This is a genomic window from Cobetia sp. 14N.309.X.WAT.E.A4, assembly GCF_030397495.1.
In the GTDB taxonomy this organism is placed as follows: Bacteria; Pseudomonadota; Gammaproteobacteria; order Pseudomonadales; family Halomonadaceae; genus Cobetia; species Cobetia marina.
Window position 1 is genome coordinate 28,049 of record NZ_JAPNXT010000003.1, and the last position, 21,675, is coordinate 49,723.

Genomic DNA, 21,675 nt, shown 5'->3' on the forward strand with positions numbered 1-21,675 from the left:
CTCAGGCCTGTGCCATGGGGCCGAGCTGTACCCACGCCATGTAAAGACCGGTACCGACGGCGATGGAGAGCAGCGCATTGCGTCGCCAGAGGTGAAGGCCGGCCACGCAGGCGGCGGATATCAGCATGCCGGCACCCTCGGCCTGCATCAGCCAGTCGCGCCAGAGCTCGCTGCGAGCAAGCGTGGAGGGCAGATCACGGGGGAAGTCGCCGGGCAACGACATGGCAGACAGGGACACGATGATCAGCACGACCATCACGATGGCCGGCAGATAGCGACCCATGTGCAGGATCAAGGGATGTGCGGAATGGCGTGAGAGAAACAGGAAGGGGGTCACGCGTGTCGCGAAGGTCGCCAGAGCGGCCACGCCGATCAGCAGCAGTGCCTGGGTCGTTGTCATCGTGTCCGGCTCCCGTCGCTCAGAGAGCGCTGTTGATGGAGATAATGGCCGAGCAGAAGGACACTTGCCGCGGCGATGCTGCCGAGCAGCAGTTGGTCATGGGGTAGTACCCATAGCCCCGCCAGGGTGATCACCAGGCCCAGCAGGAAGGGCCAGCGTTCCCGCAATGCGTACCATTGCTCGATGCCGAGCACGACGAACAAGGCAGTGAGGGCAAATTCGATGCCGCTGCTGTCGAAGGTAAGCTGGCCGGCCGCCAGTCCCAGTGCGGTCCCCAATACCCACCACAGCTGGTTGAGCGCCGTAATGCGCAGCATCAGACGCTGATCATTGCGCCTGGCGGCCTTGTCATCCCGCTCACCGCTGCGCGGCAGGCTGGATAGCAGCGAGTAGGTCTCGTCGGTGAGACCGAAGATGAGATAGAGCTTGGCGATTCCGGCCTCGCGAAAACGCTCCAGCAATGACAGGCCATAGAACAGGTGGCGTGAGTTGAGCAGCAGGGTGGCGACGGCCACCTCCGTGACGCCCGCTCCAGCGCTCAGCAGAGCGACTGCCAGGAACTGCCCGGCACCCGCCAGGATGATCACCGACATCAAGAGTCCCAGCCAGGGGCTCAGGGGCAACTGGGTGAACAGCACCCCGAAGGCGGCTCCCAGCGGGATATAGCCGAACATCACCGGTAGCGTCTGACGCAGCGCCTCACGCCACGCCTGGCGAGCACTCAGCCAGGCGCTGGCCGTGGTGATCGACTCAGGTTCGGCCATCTTCAGGGAGGGCGCGCCGTCGTCGAGGGTGCGTGTCACGCCATCGGTGGTGGGTGTCGTAGGCATGAGGCGTAGGGGGTTCCTGTCGGCTCAATGGGCATTGGCATCACGCAAGGCTGCGTGACGACCCGATCCCGAAGGGGTCAGATGAATCAGCATAGCGTGACGATGATGGTGTGGCGATGCGGCCAAGGTGGCATTCTGCAGTGCAATCCTCTGGATTCTAGCGCCAATTGCCCGGCAAGCCACCGTCGAGCGCTGATCTATCATTGGAATCCTCCGCGCATCTTCAAGGGATAAGCGCCGAGGCCGAGGAAAAGGGGAAGAGGAAAAAGAGAAGTGGAAAGAGATAGCGGAAAGAGATAGCGGAAAGAGATAGCGGCAGGGACAGAAATGAGGGAAGGGGCAGAAAATTCGAAAGAATCGCCGGTCGTGCAGACAGAGCGCCAGGCCTGATGACAGATAGCGCCCCCTGGGCGCTATCTGTCAGGTCCTCGTCGGCCGGCCTTTTACCCCATGGGGGGGCCGGCCCGCATCACGACTGAGGCTGACGCTTCAGATTGCGCGAGCGAAAGCGAGCATACGCCATGCTGGCGAGGAACAGGCCAAGTGCCGCAAGCGCCTCCAGTACGCCGATCACCCCATGGCCGGGTACGCTGGCCAGCATCACGCCCTGCATGAGATAGAGCAGGCTGACGAAGGCCAGCCAGACGTGGCCGCGGGCGCGACGAGTCAGCACGGCGGGCAGGAAAAGGGCAATGGGCAGCAGGCGAATCAACAACGGCACCAGGCCGGTGTTGTCACTCTGGGCCATCAACTGGATGCCACCTACCAGCAGGATGACGGCCAGGGCCGCGAAGCTCACGATCACGCCGCGGCGGCTCTTGGCCTCGAGGGTGTCGAGGCCCTGTTCGCGTTCCATTCGTTCAAGCCAGGCGCGCATCTATCGGTTCTCCCTGAGGGGTTGCATGGCGAGGGCCAGACGCGCAATGCGCTTGCCTTGTGCGACGGCCAGGCGTCTCTCATGGTCGTTCACGTCATTGTCACCGCGCTTGCCGCTGACATGGGTGGTGCCATAGGGCGTACCGCCCTGGGTGGTTTCCAGCAATTCAGTGGCGCTGTAGGGCACACCCGCATAGACCATGCCGTGGTGAAGAAGAGGCACCAGCATGGTCATCAAGGTGGTTTCCTGACCGCCATGCAGTGAGCTTGAGGCACTGAAGGCGGTGGCGGGCTTGTCGATCAGTGCCCCGTTCATCCACAGCTCGCTGGTGGAGTCGAGGAAGTACTTCAGCGGAGCGGCCATGTTGCCGAAACGGGTCGGGCTGCCAAGTGCCAGGCCTGCGCACTGACGCAGGTCATCGAGGGTGGCATACATGGCACCGCTGTCGGGGATTTCCGGCGTGGTCTGCTCGCAGGTCGTCGAGACTTCGGGGACGCGGCGCAGGCGGGCCTGGATTCCCGGAATGGACTCTATGCCAGCGACGATCTGCTCCGCCAGGGTCTGGGTCGCACCGTGACGCGAGTAATAAAGCACGAGCACATAGGGTGTCGTATCGGGGGACGTACTGGAATGGGTGTCAGCTGACATGGGCGTCCTCAGGTCACGAAGGGATCAGGCGTCGTCGAGCAGGGCGAGTACATCCTGCGGTGGTCTGCCGATGATGGCGCGCTTTCCGTCATCGAGAATCGGGCGTTGCATCAACCTGGGCGTGGCAGCGATGGCGTCCAGACGTCGTGCATCATCGGGTTCCTCAAGGGCGAGCGCCTTCCAGTCACTCTCGTTCTCTCGCGTCAGGGCTTTCGCCCCGCCTTCGAGTCGAGCGGCCAGCGCACTCAGCTGCTCACGGCTCAACGGGGTGTCCAGGTAACGAATGGTCTCGAATTCGTCGCTTTTCAGGCGTGACTCCAGCAACGCGAGGGTTTCGCGTGACTTGGAGCAACGCGGGTTGTGATAGAGTTTCAGCATTGGCATGACTGTCTCCGTTTCCGGACAGGCGGTAAGGCGAATGGACTGTGCCGTCAGTGATTCCTGACGGCAGCTTCACATCAGGGATGCATTGTAGAGGGGCGCATGAGAATGCCACAACTGCCACAACTCAAGCGGATGACGCCTGCCATCGGGGTCGTCCTCAAGCTGGTCTCACGTTTCAACTATCACGATGGCAAGAAGACTGCCTCCGCCTTGACCTATACTACCCTGTTCGCGGTGGTGCCTCTGATGACGGTGATCTATTCGATGTTCGCCGTCATCCCGAGCTTTGACGGTGTCGGGCAGCAGCTGCAGACCACCGTCTTTGCCCAGTTCCTGCCCTCCACCGGCGAGACGGTGCTTGAGTATCTCAATGAGTTCTCGGGCCAGGCTCGCAATCTGACCTCCGTGGGCCTCATCTTTCTGTTCGTCACCTCGGTGTTGATGATGATCACCATCGAAGGGGCGTTCAATGCCATCTGGCAGGTACCGGAAGGGCGCAAGGGGCTGTCGAGCTTTCTGATGTACTGGGCAGTACTGACACTCGGGCCGCTGATGCTGGGGTCCGGTTTCCTGCTGTCTTCCTATCTGACTTCGCTGTCGTTCTTCGATTCAGCGGCTTCGATGCTGGGCGGCAAGGCGGTATTGCTGCGCCTGTTGCCACCATTGTTGAGCGCGGTGGCCTTCACCTTCATCTATGCCGCGGTACCCAATTGCAAGGTGCGCCTGCGCGATGCGGCCGTGGGAGCGGTGACGACAGCTCTGGCACTGGAACTGGCCAAGGCCGGGTTCTCGTTCTACGTCACGCAGTTCCCGTCCTATCAGGCCATCTATGGTGCCTTCGCGGCAGTGCCACTGTTCCTGCTGTGGGTCTTCCTGTCCTGGTGCATCGTGTTGCTGGGGGCGGAAGTGGCGGCCTGGATGGGGGAGCGCTCCAACGCTGACTGGCACCGCTGGCCACCGTTCTGGCAGACCCTGGGGGCCGTCATGCTGCTCAAGGATGCGCATGAACGGGGCGAGCCGCTCTCGGATGACAGCCTGACCGAGGTGTTGGGCAGCCGCTATCGTCGTGTACTCAAGCCCTTGATTGAGGAGAACATCGCCAGCCAGACCCAGGATGGTCAGTGGGTGCTGGGACGTGATCTCAATCACTATACGCTCTGGGAGCTGGCGCGAGCGCTGCCCTGGGATCTGCCGGCAGGCGAGGCCGGCGAAGCGCCGCACCCTCGTCTGGAGCCGTTGCGAGAAGCGTTGGCTCAGGCGCGTCAGGCCGAGAAGGAACGCATGGACTGTGGGCTGGTGGAGGTTCTGCCCAGTGTCGGTGAGGTCGAATCTGGCTCTGCCCACACCGGCGACCCCCTTCCGACGAATCCGTCATCCACCTCCTCCATGGCGACGTGAGTTGTCCCTGGATGAATGCGAGATGACAGCAGGCCCTCGAGTGGGCAGAATGCGCACCTCACGACCTGCCTGAGGCTGGAGGATGCAAGCTGCCAGGCAATCCAAAAGGCCCGACTCCGGTACGGGCCTTTTCATGTTTCGTCGCTCAGGATTTGTTGCCGCGCGCATCGCCATGACGGCATGGACAACGGCTTGCATGACCGCCGTGGCGCAGCGGCGAAGATCCTGAGCTGGACCTTCTGCGTGCAGGTCGCGCAGGAACCGAAGAAGACTCGACAGTGTGGCGCGTCATTTCCGGCGCGCCATTTCATGTATCAGGGAGACGCGCGCGTTTCCCGCTGGAGGTGACCCCCTGCCGATGAATAGCTCTGCTCCTGAGACGACCCCACTGGTCAAGTTGCGCTCCATCACCAAGACGTTTGGCGAGCGCAAGGTGCTCGACAGCCTGGATCTGGATTTGAAGGATGGTGAGTTCGTGACCCTGCTAGGCCCCTCAGGGTGTGGCAAGACGACCGTACTGCGCTTGATCGCAGGCTTCGAGGATCCAGATGCGGGTACCATCACGCTCGAGAACGCGGCATTGCAGCACACGCCTGCGCACCTGCGTCCGGTCAATACCGTCTTCCAGAGTTATGCGCTGTTTCCGCACATGAATCTTTACGACAACGTGGCCTTCGGGTTGCGCATGGAGAAGGTGCCCAAGGCCGAGATCCACGAGCGTGTGCGTGAAGCGCTGGAAATGGTGCAATTGGCGCATCTGTCCGACCGTCGTCCGGACCAGCTCTCCGGTGGCCAGCAGCAACGTGTCGCCATTGCCCGCGCCGTCATCAAGCGCCCGCGTGTCCTGCTGCTGGATGAGCCGCTCTCGGCATTGGACTACAAGCTGCGCAAGCAGATGCAGAATGAACTGAAGCGTCTTCAGCGCCGTCTGGGCATCACCTTCGTCTTCGTCACCCACGATCAGGAGGAAGCGCTCTCCATGTCCGATCGTGTGGTCGTGATGCGGGAAGGGGGGATCGAGCAGATCGGCACGCCGCGTGAAGTCTATGAGTCGCCGAGCACGCTGTTCGTGGCGCGCTTCGTCGGCGAGATCAATCAGCTGGCGGCACGCGTCGAGCGGCCTTCGACAACGCCGGGGCGCATCCACGTCGAGGTGCTGGGAAAGTCGCTGGAGCTGAGCAGCCACGGCCGCGAATACCTGGGTGGCGAGGCGGTGCAGGTGCTGCTGCGCCCGGAGGACATGCGACTCAAGTCCGCCGAGGACAGCGAAGGCTTCGCGGCCCGTGTCATCGAGCGCAACTACAAGGGCATGACGCTGGATACGGTGCTGGAGCTCGACAGTGGCCAGCAGCTGCTGGCCAGCGAGTTCTTCGATGAGGATGATCCGGACTTCGATTATCGCCTCGGTGAGCGCGTCAAGGTCAGCTGGGTGCCGGACTGGGAAATCATCCTGCCGGATGATGCCCCCGTGGAGGCGGGGGCATGAGTGTGGTGCGCAATCCCTTCAAGACGGCCACGCTGACCATCATCTGGGGCTGGCTGATCGTGCTGGTACTGGCGCCCACCTTGCTGGTGGTACTGGTCAGCCTGATGCCCGAGGGCAGTGGGCAGCTACTGAGTGGCGACATCTCGCCTGCCACGCTCTGGCAGGGCTTGCTGACCAATTACGGCCAGATGATCAGTCCGGTCTATCTGGGAGTGTTTGGCCATTCGCTGTGGATCGGCCTGGTCACGACCCTGATCTGCCTGGTGCTCGGCTATCCGTTCGCCTGGATGATCTCGCGTGCCAGCCCCCGGATGCAGCCGCTGCTGCTGCTGCTGGTGATCATCCCGTTCTGGACCAACTCGCTGATTCGCATCTATGCCCTGCGCACGCTGATCGCGACCCGTGGGCTGCTCAATGATGTGCTGATGACTCTGGGGCTGATCGATACTCCCCTGCGGCTTCTGTATACCGAGGAGGCGGTGATCATCGGGCTGGTCTACATGCTGTTGCCCTTCATGATTCTTCCGCTTTACGCGGTGTTCGAGCAGCTCAGCCGTCCGACCCTGGAGGCGGCACGCGATCTCGGCGCCAATGGTCTGGCCACCTTCCGTCATGTGGTGTTGCCGCTGACCATGCCCGGCATCATCGCCGGCGTGCTGCTGGTGTTCCTGCCGGCGATGGGCATGTTCTATGTGTCGGATCTGCTGGGTGGCTCGCGTCATCCCTTGATCGGCAACATCATCAAGGGGCAGTTCCTGGAAGCCAACAACTGGTCCTTCGGGGCGGCCATCAGCGTGATGCTGACACTGGTGATGGCCTTCCTGCTGCTTGCGTATTACCGCAGCGTGAAGCTCTTCAAGCGGGAGGTGACACTATGAGCCTGAACCGCCCCCTGCGCGTGTTCAGTCGTTGCTACATGACGCTGATCTTCACGCTGCTGTACGTGCCGATCCTGGTGTTGATCGGGATTTCCTTCAATGATTCGCGCAATCCGTTCCTCTGGGGTGGCTTCAGTCTGCGCTGGTACGACAAGCTGCTGGGCAACGCCAATCTGATGGATGCTGCGCTCAATACCCTGTGGCTGGGCGTGACGGCGGCGACTCTCGCCACGCTGATCGGCACCCTGACCGCCACGGCGCTGTACCGTTATCGCTTCCGGGGAAAGCCGCTGCTCAACGGCATGCTGTTTACCGTGATGATGATGCCGGACATCGTGATGGCGATCGCGTTCCTGGCGCTGTTCATCGCCCTGGGCATCCAGCTGGGCTACCTCTCGTTGCTGGTCTCTCATGCTACCTTCTGTCTGCCCTTCGTGGTGATCACGGTGTATTCGCGTCTGTCGGGGATCAATCCGCAATTGCTGGAGGCCGCACGTGATCTGGGGGCCAGCGAAGCACGAGCCGTCTGGCATGTGCTGGTGCCAGCGTTGATGCCGGCGATAGCCTCGGGTTGGCTGCTCAGTTTTACCCTGTCATTGGACGATGTCGTGATCTCGACCTTCGTCACCGGTCCGACCTTTGAAGTACTGCCGCTGCGTATCTATTCCATGGTGCGCCTGGGGCTCAAGCCTGAAGTGAATGCACTGGCAACTCTGCTGCTTGGATTGTCACTCTGTCTGCTGGTGATTTCCCAGTGGTTGATCAAGGAGAAAAAATAACATGCAAGGTTCCCGTTTCCCGCTGCGCGCCGCTGGCCTGATGGCTGCCGTCAGCCTGGCATCCGTGGCGACATCCGCCCCCGTTCTGGCCGCGGATGACAGCGACAAGGTGCTCTACGTCTACAACTGGACGGAGTACATGCCCGATGAGGTCATCGAGCGCTTTGAAGAACAGACCGGTATCGATGTCATCTATTCCACCTTCGATTCCAACGAAGCGATGTACGCCAAGCTGAAGCTGCTGGACAGCGACAACAGCTACGATCTCGTCTTCCCGTCGACGTATTACATCGACAAGATGGCGCGCGAGAATCTGCTGCAGAAGCTGGATGTCAGCAAGCTCAGCCATTTCAAGGATCTCGATCCCAACCTGGTCGACCGCGACTTCGACAAGGGCAATCAATATAGCGTGCCTTACATGTGGGGCAGCGCCGGGATCGGTTACAACCCTGACTATGTCGAAGAGGGCGCGCTGACCAGCTGGAACGATCTGTGGGATGACAAGTATCGTGACAAGCTGCTGCTCTCCAATGACATGCGCGAGGTCTTCCATGTCGCGCTGGCAAGCCTGGGCTACAGCGGCAATACCACGGACCCGGACGAGATCAAGGCGGCGTACGAGAAGCTGACCGAGTTGATGCCCAATGTTCGCGCCTTCAACTCCGATGCGGCGCGTGTGCCGTTCATGCAGGGCGAGGTCGATGCCGGTCTGATCTGGAACGGTGAGGTCTACCAGGCCAATGAGGAAGGCGTACCGGTGAATTACGTCTATCCCGAGGAAGGCATCATTCTGTGGATGGACACCATGGCCATCCCGTCCAATGCGCGTCACGTCGATGCGGCCTATCAGTTCATCGATTATCTGATCAGCCCGCAAGTCAGCAAGGAGATCAGCGAATACGTGGGTTACACCACGCCGAGCCTTGCCGCCAAGGAGATGATGGACCCCGAGGTGCGTGACAATCCGGTGGTCTTCCCGACGCAGCAGGATCTCGCACGTGGCGAGTTCCAGACCGATGTCGGCGATGCGCTGTCGATCTATCAGAAGTACTGGGAACAGCTCAAGACGGGTCACTGATCCCGTCGTGACGCCAGTCGTGTGAACGCACGAATTTGGCATGGACGCTTGAGCTTGGTTGACGCCCCGAGGCATTCTCTGTCTCGGGGCGTCGTCGTTTGCGTCCTCTGCGCCCCCGGGTGGCCAACCATCGCCCCGGGCGCTGGCAGGTCTTGATGACGACCTGCTCCCTGATTGCCACGTCCTGGTGAAGACTGGAGGGTGCCATGTCACGTTTTTCCCCTGCAATGATGTCGGCAGCGCATTCGCGCGAGATCACCCCTGATGAAGCGGATGCGCTGTTCAGTCGTGAGATGCAAGGTGTTGCTCCTCTGACGCGTGGCAAGGATCGCGCGGATGTGGCCACGGGGCCCAAGGCACCGAGCGAAGCACAGCTGGCCCGTCGGGAAGAGGCCCAGAAGGCGCTGGGCAATGAGCTGGATGGGTTGTCAGACAGTTACGTGGAGCATCTGTCGCCGCATGATCCGGTCGAGTATCGGCGTGATGGCATTCAGGTGGGCGTGCTGGACCGTCTGCGTCAGGGCGGCTACCCCCCTGAGGCACAGCTCAATCTGATGCGTCGGCCCTTGATCGAGTGTCGTCGAGAGGTCCATTGCTTCATTCAGGATGCCTGGGGCAGTGAATTGCGCTCGCTGCTGGTGATCCATGGCAAGGGGCGTGATGGTGAATCGCATGCTGCCTTGATTCGCTCCTACCTGGTGCATTGGCTGCAACAGATGCCGGAGGTGCAAGCCTGGAGCAGTGCTCCGCAGCGTCATGGTGGCCTGGGGGCAACGCTGGTGATGTTGCGCAAATCCCGTGCGGCGCGTGACAACAACCGCGAGCGCCACCAGAAGCGTCGCGGCTGACGCTTCGCTTCAAGGCTCACGACACAGAACTCACCACACAGAACTCGCGACACAAGACTCACATCACCAGGCCTTCAGGTCTTCTGCGAGCAGGCAAGCAAAGGCCCGCCACGATGAGGTGGCGGGCCTTTGCTTGCCTGCGGAGGGATGACTCGCGCCGGCTGACTTATTGCACGCTGTAGCCGCGTCCGCTGAAGCAGGCACTCAATGCGCGACGATAGGTGTCGGCATTGCCAGCGGTCACCGGCGGGGCGGCGGAATTGGCATCCGCGCCACTTTCCTGATTGGCCCAGCGATGGCACTCGTAGCGATCCCTGGCCTGCTGGTCCTGGCTCTGCCCCTTGGAGGGATAGGCGATGACATCCACCGCGGGGGCGGAGAGCGTCGCCGGAGCAGGGGCCTGGACCGGCAGGTACTGTTGCTGGCTGGCCTCCCAGAGGTAATAGGTGCCCGCCGCCAGGTAGTAGAGAGTGGCGCCAACCCAGATGCCGCGAGCGCCTGCCGGCAGTCCATGCCCGTGGCCGGGGCCGCCCGGGGCCCAGCGTACCAGCGGCCCAGGGCCACCATGCCCGATGAAGATATCCGGGCCATCCAGACGTGGGTGCCCCGGACCGGCCATTGCCGAAGCGGCCGGCAGGGCAGTCAACAGGGCAAGTGACAGCGCGAGGCCGCGCGTGGATCCTTTTCTGCTCATGCATTCAACTCCTCTGCATCAATCCGTCACGCCGATTATGCGCCTGCCGCGCTCGTTCAGTGTGCAAGCAACCCGCAAAGAAATGATATCTGATGATGTCGTGATACCCCGCAATGGCGTGTCCATGGCGTTGGGCGTGTTGCCATCAAGTGGTATTATCCGCGCCGCCATTGATGACGACTTTTCATTATGGATATGCGCGTTGAGGCGGCCAGGGGACATCAAGTGCCCACGCTGTCTCGCCAATACACCCACTAGGAAATGCCCATGCGTTCAACCCCTGCTGCGGGTGGCGGAGAGCCCGGCAAGGAGTCTCGTTCAGGCCTGTTTGCCAAGGTCAATCCGCCAGTCTTCTTCTGCGCCAACGCCATCATCCTGCTATTGGTGATCTTCACGGCAGTGTTCTCGGACACGGCCATGTCGGTATTTGACTCGGTCCAGCATTGGATCACCAATACCGTCAGCTGGTTCTATATCCTGTGTGTCGCGATCGTTCTCATTTCCGTGATCTATGTCGGTTTCTCGCGCCACGGCGAGATTCGTCTTGGTCCGGATCACTCGCTGCCGGACTACAGCAACGTCACCTGGTTCGCGATGTTGTTCTCGGCTGGCATGGGCATCGGACTGATGTTCTTCGGTGTCGCCGAACCGGTGATGCATTTCCTGAATCCGCCGACCGGAACCCCTGAAGAGGTGGAGACCGCGCGCGAAGCGATGAAGCTGACCTTCTTCCACTGGGGACTTCACGCCTGGTCCATCTATGCCATCGTCGCGCTGATTCTGGCCTACTTCAGTTATCGCCATGAACTGCCGCTGACGTTGCGCAGCGCGCTGTATCCGCTGATTGGTGAGCGTATCCATGGGCCGATCGGCCATGCGGTGGACATCTTCGCCATCGTCGGCACCGTCTGCGGGGTTGCCACCACGCTGGGCTACGGCGTGGCACAGGTCAACGCCGGGCTCTCGCACCTGACCGGCATGCCCAACAATGACTGGACCCAGGTGGCGATCATCGTCGTGATCACCGGCCTTGCGACCATCTCGGTGGTGACCGGGCTCGACAAGGGCATCCGCATCCTGTCCGAGGTCAATCTCGGGCTTGCCGTCGTGCTGTTGCTGTTCGTGTTGCTGCTCGGGCCGACCGCCTTCCTGCTCAAGGCCTTCGTGCAGAATTCCGGTTTCTACATGGCCGATATCGTCGGCAAGACCTTCGAACTCTACGCCTATGAGCCCAACGACTGGATCGGTGGCTGGACGCTGCTGTACTGGGGTTGGTGGATGTCCTGGTCTCCGTTCGTCGGCATGTTCATCGCGCGTGTCTCGCGCGGTCGCACCATCCGGGAGTTCGTGATCGGCGTGCTGTTCGTGCCGGCCGGCTTCACCCTGCTGTGGATGACCATCTTCGGCAACACGGCCATCTCGATGATCATGGAGCAGAACGTCACGGCGCTGGTCGATACCGTCAACGACAACTATTCGCTGGCCCTGTTCACCTTCCTCGAGCAGCTGCCGCTGGCGTCCATCACCTCGGTGATCGCGCTGGTGATGGTCATCGTGTTCTTCGTGACATCCGCGGATTCCGGCTCGATGGTGGTCGACATGCTGGCCTCCGGCGGTCGGGAAGATACCCCGACCTGGCAGCGTATCTACTGGGCCTTCGCGGTGGGCATTCTGGCGATCGTCCTGATGCTGGCCGGTGGGCTGGGCGCACTGCAGACGGCCACCATCGCCACTGCCTTGCCGTTCGGGATGATTCTGCTGGCGTCGATCTTCGGGCTGCTGCGCCAGCTCAATCTCGAGTCCGTCAAGCGGCGTTCACTGTCCGTCAACACGGCAGCGGCGACCCCGATGGGCGAGAAGGGCAACTGGCGCAAGCGTGCCCAGCACCTGATGAGCTTCCCGACGCGCGCCATGGTGCGGGGGTTCCTGCGCGGTACCGTCGCGCAGGGCATGCAGGAGCTGGCGGAAGAGCTGCGTGGTCAGGGGCTGGAGGTGGAAGTCACCATCAGTCGTGATCGCGTCTACTTCAATGCGCGCCATGGCGAGGAAGATGACTTCATCTACGGCGTGCGCATTCGCTCCCACCTGCGTCCGGATCTCAATCTGGATCAGGAAGACGAAGGCGATGAAGAGGATTACTGTCGTGCCGAGGTCTTCCTCAAGGAAGGCGGCCAGTCCTATGACCTGATGGGCTACAGCAAGGACCAGGTCATCAATGATCTGCTCGAGCAGTACGAGCGTCATATGCACTACCTGCACCAGCTGCGCCTGACCCAGTCTGCCGGCTGACAGCGAGTCTCTGCGCGAGACCGTCAGACCCCAAGCCCCCGTGAGTTGACTCGCGGGGGCTTTTGTCTGTCTGGATGAGACGGACCGGATGAGACGGACCGCATGAGCCGGACTGGATGAGCCGGAATGGATAGTGCATCTGTCGAGAGACCGTGACCTGAGGCCTCGCTTTCTCAGCTCAGGCATTAGCTCTGCTTATCCAGACGACGTCGAGATCTTATTTGTCTCGCGAGCGGGGGCCCTCTAGCATGGTTTCTTCCCACAAAGTCGCATACCGGCGAGGGGCCAGATGACATGCCGTGGTGGTGTCTCCTGCCAGGGTTCTCGCCCATGACTGACCGAAGGTGAACTCGATCTGCCCGCAATGTCGCCATGACGCCTGAGGTTCCCTGAGCCCCAGTATCCGCTGTCATGAACCACGATACCGGTGTCATGAAAAACGATAATAAAAGCCCGTCACGAGGTAGAAACATGCTGAAAGGAAAGGAACTGGATGCACTGATCGAGCAGCGAGATGTCTTGAAGGGACTCAACTCGACGCTCGGTATCACCGCGATCACCATGACCGTGTTTTTCATTCTCTATGCGATTCTGTTGGGCAAGACGGCCAGCGATCAGTTTCTGGGTATCAAGTCCTGGATAGAGAGCACCCTGGGCTGGTACCACGTGCTGGTCATGTTCTCGACCTTCGTGGTCTGTCTTTACGTGATGTGTTCGCGTGTCGGCAAGATCCGGCTGGGGCGTGACGATGAACGTCCGGAGTTCAGCAATTTTGCCTGGTTCTCGATGCTGTTCGGCTGCGGTACCGGCGCGGGCATGCTGTTCTTCTCGATGTCCGAGCCATGATCCATTTCGCGAGTGACTGGAGCGGGGGCAATCCGTTTCTGAGTGCTGACATCAAGGCGGCCGTCGCCGTCTTCTTCGAGGCCAAGCAGGCAGCCTTGGCGAGTGGGCTCATGCCGGGGGACGAAGGCTTCCCGGTGCCTGACAGTCGCGTCGCGGAAGCGGCGGCCGGTGGCATCAAGCTCACCGTCTTCCACTGGGGTACGATCGCCTGGGCCATGTATGCCATCGTCGGACTGTCACTGGCCTATTTCGCCTTTCGCAAGGGCCTGCCGCTCTCGATGCGCTCGGCCCTCTATCCGCTGATCGGCAACCGTATCTACGGGCCCATCGGACATACCGTCGACATCCTGACCGTGTTCGGCACCATTTTCGGCATCGCCACCACGCTCGGCCTGGGCGTCGAGCAGATCGGCTCCGGCCTGATGTCACTGGGCCTCATCGAAGAGAAGTCGCGGATGGTGACCGTGGTCTCCATCCTGCTGATCAGCGCCATCGCCACTCTGTCAGCGACCAGCGGCGTGGCACGTGGCATCAAGCTGCTTTCCACCTTCAATACCTGGGTATGCCTCGGCATCCTTGCCTACTTCCTGCTGGTGAGCGATGCCAACTATCTGATCGCGAGCTCCATCACCGCGCTCGGGGATTACCTCACCGATGGCGTCTCGATGACACTGTGGACGGCGCGCACGCCGGACGAGCGCATCTGGCAGGGCGGCTGGACCATCTTCTACTGGGGCTGGTGGATCGCCTGGGCCGGTTTCGTCGGCATGTTCATTGCGCGCATCTCGCGCGGCCGAACTATCCGTGAATTCATTCTCGGGGTGATGGTGATCCCCTCCATCGTGGCGCTGGTCTGGTTTGGCGTCATCGGCTCGGCGGGCATCTATCAGTCCCTGTACGGGGCCGACATGGGCATCTATACGGCTGCGGTCACCAACTGGGACTACGCCGGAACCCTCTACCACTCGTTCGAGGTGCTCACGCCCGGCATCGCCGCAACCGTAGCCAAGGTGGCGGCGCTGCTCGTGGTGATCATCTTCTTCGTCACGTCTGCGGATTCCGGCACCCTAGTGCTGGGACGTCTGCTGGCCTTCGGTCGTCGTCCTCCGGTTCAGCAACGCATCATCTGGGGCATGATGCTGGGCGCCGTGACCTTGATCCTGCTGTTGCTGGGGGGAGATCAAGCGCTCAAGTCCCTGCAGGCTGCCTCGACCGCCGGCGCCTTGCCGTTCACCTTCGTGTTGATCGCCATGATGATCGGGTTGTTGAAATCGCTGCGCGAGGACGGCGAATCGATGATCGAGAACGAAGAGCATATCCGCAAGATGATCGAGAACGAGGTCCGCGACCTCTCTTGAGTTGCCTGTTCCTGACGTGCGCGCCAGACGTATACGCCTGACGTGTGCGTACGGTGTGCAAGACATGAGGCCTTTGCCCCCCTGGGCAGGGGCCTCGTTGTTTCTCACTTTCGGGTGAGAAGGCGAGATCTCGCTCATCCATGTCAGCGATTTTCCGGCTTTAGGTCAGGGCTGTTTCCTCCCTGGGCTCAGGGCTGTTTCCCTGCTCCAGAGCCAGCCTGCGCATGTCACCAAGGTCGCAAGGCAATATCAAACGTACGTATGTTCCAATGCTGGCAGGTCCATCGATTCCGCCAACGGCGCGCAGCATGGGTTTGCGGCTATGCTGTCGAAAGTAAAGAGCCCACAGGCTGACACCCACCCGACGGAGCCCCAGCAGCGCCTCACCACGCAACTCACCACGATGTCTTACGACGTAGTCGCGCGACGACGTCTTACAACAACGTCATACAACAACAAGGTAGCGGGGGCAGTGACGCCGAGCGCCCCACGTACTGTTCAAGGAGCAACGCCATGCATGATCCCCTAGCGGCTCGACCCGATGAGTCAGGCAAGTCCACTAACGACGTGACTACAGAACCTTCCCACGTGGCAGATGCCTCGCCCGACGCTTCGAGAGCACAGCCAACGACAGACGACATGAGCGGCATGTCGTGCCTGCGCTCCTCGCGGGAAGTGGACTTCACCGGCCTTGATTCCCTGATGGACATGTTCGAGAACGCCTGTCGCACTCACGCCCAGCGGCCGGCCTTCACTTGCATGGACCGCACCATGAGCTTTGAAGAGCTCGAAACTTCCAGTCGCCAGCTGGCGGACTGGTTCCAGCACGAGACCGATCTCAAGCCGGGCGATCGGGTCGCCATCCAGTTGCCCAATACCTTGATGTTCCCGGTGGTGGCCTTCGCCGTCATTCGTGCGGGGCTGGTGCTGGTCAATACCAATCCGCTGTATACCGAGCGCGAGATGGAGCATCAGTTCAATGACTCCGGCGCACGGGCGCTGGTGGTGCTGGCCAACATGGCCGACAAGGTGGAGCGGGTACGCGAGCGTACCGGCCTTGAGTACGTGCTGGTCTGCGAACTGGGCGACATGCATCCACCGCTCAAGCGCCTGTTGATCAATGCCGTGGTCAAGCACGTCAAGAAGCTGGTGCCGAGTTATCGCTTGCCGGATGCCATCCCGCTGCGTCAGGCCATCTCGCAGGGCAAGGCCGAGCGTTGGGAGCGGCCGACACTGGCGCTGGATGATGTCGCCGTCCTGCAATACACCGGAGGCACCACAGGCGTCGCCAAGGGGGCGATGCTTACCCATCGCAACCTGCTGGCCAACATGCTGCAGGGCAAGATGGCGCTGACCCAGGGGCTCTCGGCCGGGAATGAGACGCTGGTGGCACCTCTGCCGCTCTATCACATCTATGCCTTCACCATTCATCTGGCCTGCATGCTCAGCGAGGGCAACCATTCACTGCTGATTCCCAATCCGCGGGACATTCCGGGCTTCGTGAAGACGCTGCAAAAGCATGACTTCACCATGTTCGTGGGGCTCAACACCTTGTTCGTGGCGTTGTGCAACAATCCCGGCTTCCAGGCACTGGATTTCTCTAAGCTCAAGATCACCACCTCGGGAGGCGTGGCGCTGACGCGCAAGGCGGCTGAAGAGTGGAAGCGGGTCACCGGCAGTGATATCTCCGAAGGCTACGGCATGACCGAGACCTCGCCGATCGTGTCGTTCAATCCGTTGGATGCCATCCAGCTGGGCACCATCGGGTGTCCGATGCCCTCGACGGAGGTGCGTCTCTACGATGAAGAGGGCGAGCTTGTCGCGATGGGGGAGCCCGGGGAGCTGTGCGTGAAGGGGCCGCAGGTGATGAAGGGGTATTGGCAGCGTGAGCAGGCGACCAAGGATAGCTTCACTGCCGATGGCTTCCTGCGCACCGGTGACATTGCGGTCTTCCAGGACGATGGCTATATGCGCATCGTCGATCGCAAGAAGGACATGATCATCGTCTCCGGCTTCAACGTCTATCCCAACGAGGTCGAGGATGTGATCGTGCGGCATCCGGATGTCCTGGAGGCCGCTGCGGTATCGGTTCTTGATGAACGTAGCGGGGAAGCCATCAAGCTGTATGTGGTACTCAAGGACGGTGCGGAGCTTGAGGCGGATGCGCTGAGAGAGTGGTCGCGCAAGGAGCTGGCCAGTTACAAGGTGCCACGCCATGTGGTGTTCATCGATGACCTGCCCAAGACCAATGTCGGCAAGGTGCTGAGGCGCGAGCTGCGCGATTCCCCGCCGGAGGCGACAGCCTGAGAGGAAATGGCGAGAGACTCCTGACGAAATAAGAAGCCCCGCTCGATGAGCGGGGCTTCTTCGTGTCAGCCACTGATCGTACGGCTGGGGTGTCTCATGAGTGGCATGTCCTATGTGACATGTCACCTGAGCCATCGGACGAAAGACGTCGCAAGCACTCCTGGTGGCGTCACTGCTTGTGCGGCGCGTTGTAGATCTCCAGATCCAGTTCCTTCTCGGACTTGCCGACGAGGGTGGTGACCATCAGGTCGCCCGCGACGTTGACGGTGGTGCGCGCCATGTCGAGGATGCGGTCGATGCCGGCGATCACGGCGATCGCTTCCAGCGGTAGACCCACCTGGCTGAGCACGATGGAGAGCATGATTAGCCCGGCGCCGGGAACGCCCGCCGTGCCGATGGAGGCCAGGGTACCGGTCAGCACGATCATGCCGTAATCCATCATCGACAGCTCGATTCCGGTCATCTGCGCGATGAACAGTGCCACGACACCCTGATAGATGGCGGTACCGTCCATGTTGATGGTGGCGCCTACCGGCAGCACGAAGCCAGACACGCCTTCCGAGACGCCCAGATTCTTCTGGGCACAGCGAATCGAGATCGGCAGGGTGCCGGAGCTTGAGGCCGAGGAGAACGCCACGACCAGCGCATCGACGATGCCGCGCAGGTAGCGCATCGGGTTCAGCTTGCCCAGTGTCGCCAACAGGCCGGAGTAGACCACCAGCACATGCACGATGCTCGCCAGATACGCCACGGCGATGACCTTGGCCAGCGGCAGCAGTACATCCATGCCGTAGTTGCCGGAAACATGCGCCATCAGGCCGAAGACCCCGAACGGGGCGAAGGCCATCACGAACTCGGTCAGCTTGTACATCACTTCCGCGAAGCTGTCGAAGACACGCACGACCGGTTCGCCCTTGTCGCCGATCATGATCAGCGAGACACCGATCCCGATGGCGAAGACGATGATCTGCATGATGTTGCCATTGGCAAGCGCATCAATGGGGTTGCTGGGCACCAGATCCACCAGGATCTGCACCAGAGACGGTGCTTCCTTGGTTTCCATGGCCTTGTCGAAGCTGAATTCGAAACCGGCACCCGGCTGGAAGATGGCAGACGCCAGCATGCCGATGGCAATCGCGAAGGCCGTGGTCAGCAGGTAAAGCGCGATGGTCTTGCCACCGATGCGCCCCATCTTCTGAGGGTCACGCATCGAGGTGATACCGACGACGAGGGTGCTGAATACCAGAGGTACGATCAGCATCTTGATGGCATTGATGAAGATATCGCCCAGCGGCTTGAAGACACTGGCGTTCTCACCCATGAGGGCGCCGGCAAGGATACCCAGCGCCAGGCCACCGAGGATCTTCTGCCATAGCGGCAGGCGGCGCCAGAGATTGGGACGTGAAGTGTCACTCATGTGGTTGTCCTTATTCGAGGTCGCGATCTCGATCGCTCATTGCACACAGGAGAACCCGAGCGCTGCTTGATAGGGGGTGTCGCAAGTTGAGGCACCGTTTTAGTGCGGGAAGATTACCAGTCCACCTGAGTGGTCCCCTTGCATCTTTAGTCGTAATTTTGCGGTCCCATTGCAGGATTCTGCGTTTCCATACCAATCCTGCATAAGCTCATGCCGCGAATCGTTCCACCAAAGATGTAGCGCTCAGGCAGTACTATTCACTGCAATCACCTATCTTTTACGTTAACGTCAACTTTCTAGCGCTGGCTGGACAACCTCGACTACGCTGACAGCAACGAGGCATGACGGAAACCACGTCGCATCGGCGATTGCCGGAGAGCGTATTGCATCGCGAGTCCTCCTCGCAGCACTTCTCTCTGCATTCCCGGGGTGGCTCAGCCAGACCATCTGCCTGCTCGCTCTCAAAAGGAGCGGGCGGGGGCCTCAGGCACCTGATCGGTAAAGAGGATGATGCGCATGTCCCATACAAGAACCACCGGCTCCTGCAAGGGCGATGGCTCCACCAGTGAGTCCGCCACTCGTGAACAGGCCCCCGCGGCCGCCTCCACATCGTCTGCGAGTGCAGCCAGGGCCTCAGCCTCGGACGCAGTGAAGGCTGACACGATGGCCTCGGGCTCTGATCCGACCGCACATCCCGAGTTGACGTCACTTCCCACTTCCCGGCAGTTGGCGCCTGAAACCGCGAATGTCCTGCATCGCATCGCCTTCATGACCGGCGATGAGCTCTGCATTCCTCTCTTCCAGCGTCTGCGCCAGGATGGCTCGCTGCATGAGGGGGGGAAAGAGGTCAGTCTCACGCGCGAGAAATCGCTCAGGATCTATCACACCATGCTGTTCATCCGGGTATTGGATGAGCGCATGCTGGCTGCCCAGCGTCAGGGGCGTCTAAGCTTCTATATGCAATGCACGGGTGAGGAAGCCACGGTGATCGGCAGTGCGGCCGCGCTGCAGGATGATGACATGATCATGGCCCAGTATCGCGAGCAGGGCGCATTGGCGTGGCGTGGGTTCAGCTGTGACGAATTCATGAACCAGATGTTCGGCAATGAACGCGACTACGGCAAGGGACGCCAGATGCCGATCCACTACGGCTCGCGTGATCTGAACTACATGACCATCTCATCGCCGCTGGCGACCCAGATTCCCCAGGCGACCGGCTACGCCTATGGTCAGAAGCTGGCGGGCAAGGGGCAATGCACCATTACCATCTTCGGAGAGGGTGCCGCGTCGGAAGGGGATTTCCACGCGGCCCTCAACATGGCATCGGTACATCGTGTGCCGTGCATCTTCCTGTGCCGCAACAATGGCTACGCGATTTCCACACCGTCCTGCGAGCAATTCGCCGCAGATGGCATCGCGCCGCGCGCCTTCGGTTATCACATGCAGTGCATCCGCGTGGATGGCAACGATGTGATTGCCGTCTACGAAGCCACCCAGGCGGCGCGCAAGATCTCCGTCGAGACGAATCAGCCGGTATTGATCGAGGCGATGACCTATCGCCTGGCCGCGCATTCCTCCTCTGATGACCCCTCGGGCTATCGCAGCAAGAAGGAAGAGGCCATCTGGCGCGACAAGGACCCCATCCTGCGCATGCGACACTGGCTTGAGGCCCAGGGCTGGTGGAGCGAGGAGGAGGAGAAGGCTACCGGCGATCAACTGCGCCGAGAGGTGCTCGAGTCGATGAAGCGCGCCGAGAAACTGGCTCCGCCTCCGCTGGAGAGCCTGATCACTGATGTCTATGACACGCCGCCCCCCTTGCTGGAAGCGCAGATGGAAGACCTCAAGCAGCATATTCGCAAATACCCGCATGCCTATCCCAAGGGGGCCAGCAGCATGGGGTTCAGTGCCGATGAGATCGAGCAGAGCCGCAAGGCCCATCAGCAGCGTCAGCAGGGAGGCCAGCCGGCATGAGCGATTCGACTCCGACCACTGCCCGTCACGACGTCACTCCCGCATCGGGTGAGACAGCCGGCGCGAGCTCAGGCAAGAAGCAGATGAACATGCTGCAGGCCATCAACAACGCGCTGGACATCGCGATGGCGGCCAACCCTCAGGTGGTGCTGTTCGGTGAGGACGTCGGCGTATTCGGCGGTGTCTTCCGTGCCACCAGTCATCTGCAGGACAAGTACGGCCGTGAGCGTTGCTTCAATACGCCCTTGACGGAACAGGGGATCATCGGCTTCGCCAATGGACTGGCGGCGCAGGGCTCGACCCCGGTCGCCGAGATCCAGTTCGCCGACTACATCTTCCCGGCGTTCGACCAGATCGTGAACGAGGCGGCCAAGTTCCGTTACCGCTCCGGGGATCTCTTCAATGTCGGCGGGCTGACCATTCGAACCCCCTATGGCGGGGGCATTGCCGGCGGGCTCTACCACTCCCAGTCACCTGAAGCCTATTTTGCGCATACCCCCGGGCTCAAGATCGTGATTCCGCGCAACCCCCATCAGGCGAAAGGCCTGCTGCTGGCGGCGATCCGTGACCCCAATCCCGTGCTGTTCATGGAACCCAAGCGCCTCTATCGCGCTTCCGTGGGCGAGGTGCCGGAAGCGGATTATGAGCTGCCGCTGGGCGTCGCCGAGGTCATCCGTGAAGGCCGTGACATCACGCTTCTGGGCTGGGGAGCCCAGATGGAGGTCATCGAGAAGGCGGCCGCATTGGCCGAACAGGACGGTATCGACTGCGAGGTGATCGACCTGCGCAGCATTCTGCCCTGGGATTTCGAGACCGTATGCCAATCCGTGCTCAAGACGGGTCGCCTGGTGGTCAGTCATGAAGCACCGCTGACGGGAGGTTTCGCCAGCGAGATAGCGGCAACCGTGCAAGAGCGTTGCTTCCTGTATCTGGAAGCGCCCATACGTCGCGTCACCGGTCTGGACACACCGTTCCCGCTGGTGCTCGAGAAGGAGCACCTGCCGGACGAGCTCAAGATATACGAAGCCATCAAGCAGAGCCTGAATTACTGAGCCCGAATGATGGAGCTCGAATGACTGAGCCTGAATGACTGAGCCTGAATGACTGAGCCTGAATGACTGAGCACGGACCTGGAATTGCTGATGGAGGCTCGATGATGTCGAGACCGCTCATGTCCAGGTGACGGC

At 61.1% G+C, this 21,675-nt stretch carries 19 protein-coding genes; 12 read left to right on the forward strand and 7 right to left on the reverse strand.

Annotated elements, in window-relative coordinates; translation table 11 throughout:
• Nucleotide 1 precedes the first annotated feature (1 nt).
• From OW493_RS05400 to OW493_RS05420, 5 genes are all read right to left on the reverse strand, one after another.
• The gene (locus tag OW493_RS05400; RefSeq protein ID WP_136937841.1) at nucleotides 2–400 is read right to left on the reverse strand and encodes an AzlD domain-containing protein; all 399 of its coding nucleotides are present in this window, start codon (nucleotides 398–400) and stop codon (nucleotides 2–4) included.
• A complete protein-coding gene (locus tag OW493_RS05405) occupies nucleotides 397–1,230 on the reverse strand; it encodes an AzlC family ABC transporter permease (RefSeq protein WP_289863507.1) in 834 nt (277 codons plus the stop codon). The genes OW493_RS05400 and OW493_RS05405 overlap by 4 nt, the downstream gene beginning before the upstream one ends.
• Nucleotides 1,231–1,699: 469 nt before the next feature.
• The gene (locus OW493_RS05410) at nucleotides 1,700–2,107 is read right to left on the reverse strand and encodes a DUF2069 domain-containing protein (protein WP_176503282.1); all 408 of its coding nucleotides are present in this window, start codon (nucleotides 2,105–2,107) and stop codon (nucleotides 1,700–1,702) included.
• On the reverse strand, nucleotides 2,108–2,755 hold the full coding sequence (wrbA, locus tag OW493_RS05415; RefSeq protein WP_077376567.1) for an NAD(P)H:quinone oxidoreductase: 648 nt from the start codon (nucleotides 2,753–2,755) through the stop codon (nucleotides 2,108–2,110).
• 24 nt (nucleotides 2,756–2,779) lie between these two features.
• Nucleotides 2,780–3,139, reverse strand: a complete 360-nt coding sequence (locus OW493_RS05420; RefSeq protein ID WP_084208713.1) for an ArsC/Spx/MgsR family protein — start codon at nucleotides 3,137–3,139, stop codon at nucleotides 2,780–2,782.
• Nucleotides 3,140–3,238: 99 nt separating this feature from the next.
• On the opposite strand from OW493_RS05420, the gene OW493_RS05425 reads away from it, so the two are divergent.
• The 6 genes from OW493_RS05425 to smrA all read left to right on the forward strand — a co-directional run bounded on the left by OW493_RS05425 (nucleotide 3,239) and on the right by smrA (nucleotide 9,606).
• Nucleotides 3,239–4,537, forward strand: coding sequence for a YihY family inner membrane protein (locus tag OW493_RS05425; protein WP_077376561.1), 1,299 nt, complete (start codon nucleotides 3,239–3,241; stop codon nucleotides 4,535–4,537).
• 358 nt (nucleotides 4,538–4,895) lie between these two features.
• Nucleotides 4,896–6,023 carry a spermidine/putrescine ABC transporter ATP-binding protein PotA gene (potA, locus tag OW493_RS05430; RefSeq protein ID WP_077376558.1) on the forward strand — a complete coding sequence of 376 codons (1,128 nt, stop codon included), beginning with the start codon at nucleotides 4,896–4,898 and terminating at the stop codon, nucleotides 6,021–6,023.
• A complete protein-coding gene (gene potB, locus OW493_RS05435) occupies nucleotides 6,020–6,901 on the forward strand; it encodes a spermidine/putrescine ABC transporter permease PotB (RefSeq protein WP_077376555.1) in 882 nt (293 codons plus the stop codon). Before potA ends, potB begins: the two co-directional genes overlap by 4 nt.
• Nucleotides 6,898–7,680: a spermidine/putrescine ABC transporter permease PotC gene (gene potC / locus OW493_RS05440; protein ID WP_289863512.1), complete on the forward strand. Its 783-nt coding sequence runs from the start codon at nucleotides 6,898–6,900 to the stop codon at nucleotides 7,678–7,680. The genes potB and potC overlap by 4 nt, the downstream gene beginning before the upstream one ends.
• A 1-nt stretch (nucleotide 7,681) precedes the next feature.
• The gene (locus OW493_RS05445; protein ID WP_205632690.1) at nucleotides 7,682–8,758 is read left to right on the forward strand and encodes an extracellular solute-binding protein; all 1,077 of its coding nucleotides are present in this window, start codon (nucleotides 7,682–7,684) and stop codon (nucleotides 8,756–8,758) included.
• A 206-nt stretch (nucleotides 8,759–8,964) separates the two neighbouring features.
• On the forward strand, nucleotides 8,965–9,606 hold the full coding sequence (gene smrA, locus OW493_RS05450; protein ID WP_354670131.1) for a DNA endonuclease SmrA: 642 nt from the start codon (nucleotides 8,965–8,967) through the stop codon (nucleotides 9,604–9,606).
• 166 nt (nucleotides 9,607–9,772) lie between these two features.
• On the opposite strand, the gene OW493_RS05455 is transcribed toward smrA, so the two are convergent.
• The gene (locus OW493_RS05455) at nucleotides 9,773–10,300 is read right to left on the reverse strand and encodes a hypothetical protein (protein WP_084208710.1); all 528 of its coding nucleotides are present in this window, start codon (nucleotides 10,298–10,300) and stop codon (nucleotides 9,773–9,775) included.
• Nucleotides 10,301–10,567: 267 nt separating this feature from the next.
• On the opposite strand from OW493_RS05455, the gene betT reads away from it, so the two are divergent.
• The 4 genes from betT (at nucleotide 10,568) to OW493_RS05475 (ending at nucleotide 17,100) form a co-directional block, all read left to right on the forward strand.
• Nucleotides 10,568–12,589: a choline BCCT transporter BetT gene (gene betT / locus OW493_RS05460; protein WP_077376546.1), complete on the forward strand. Its 2,022-nt coding sequence runs from the start codon at nucleotides 10,568–10,570 to the stop codon at nucleotides 12,587–12,589.
• A gap of 471 nt (nucleotides 12,590–13,060) precedes the next feature.
• A complete protein-coding gene (locus OW493_RS05465) occupies nucleotides 13,061–13,435 on the forward strand; it encodes a BCCT family transporter (protein WP_289863515.1) in 375 nt (124 codons plus the stop codon).
• Entirely contained in the window at nucleotides 13,432–14,793 is a 1,362-nt protein-coding gene (locus OW493_RS05470) for a BCCT family transporter (protein WP_289863517.1), read from the forward strand. The genes OW493_RS05465 and OW493_RS05470 overlap by 4 nt, the downstream gene beginning before the upstream one ends.
• 639 nt (nucleotides 14,794–15,432) lie before the next feature.
• Nucleotides 15,433–17,100, forward strand: coding sequence for an AMP-binding protein (locus tag OW493_RS05475; protein ID WP_141391659.1), 1,668 nt, complete (start codon nucleotides 15,433–15,435; stop codon nucleotides 17,098–17,100).
• Nucleotides 17,101–17,269: 169 nt separating this feature from the next.
• Here OW493_RS05475 and OW493_RS05480 read toward each other — a convergent pair whose 3' ends face one another.
• Nucleotides 17,270–18,517 (reverse strand): dicarboxylate/amino acid:cation symporter, encoded by a 1,248-nt coding sequence (locus tag OW493_RS05480; protein WP_289863520.1) that lies wholly within the window; start codon nucleotides 18,515–18,517, stop codon nucleotides 17,270–17,272.
• Nucleotides 18,518–19,285: 768 nt separating this feature from the next.
• Between OW493_RS05480 and OW493_RS05485 the strand changes: the two genes are divergently transcribed.
• Nucleotides 19,286–20,488, forward strand: coding sequence for a thiamine pyrophosphate-dependent dehydrogenase E1 component subunit alpha (locus tag OW493_RS05485; protein WP_289863697.1), 1,203 nt, complete (start codon nucleotides 19,286–19,288; stop codon nucleotides 20,486–20,488).
• 83 nt (nucleotides 20,489–20,571) lie between these two features.
• Nucleotides 20,572–21,540, forward strand: a complete 969-nt coding sequence (locus OW493_RS05490) for an alpha-ketoacid dehydrogenase subunit beta (protein ID WP_084209720.1) — start codon at nucleotides 20,572–20,574, stop codon at nucleotides 21,538–21,540.
• Nucleotides 21,541–21,675 lie beyond the last annotated feature (135 nt).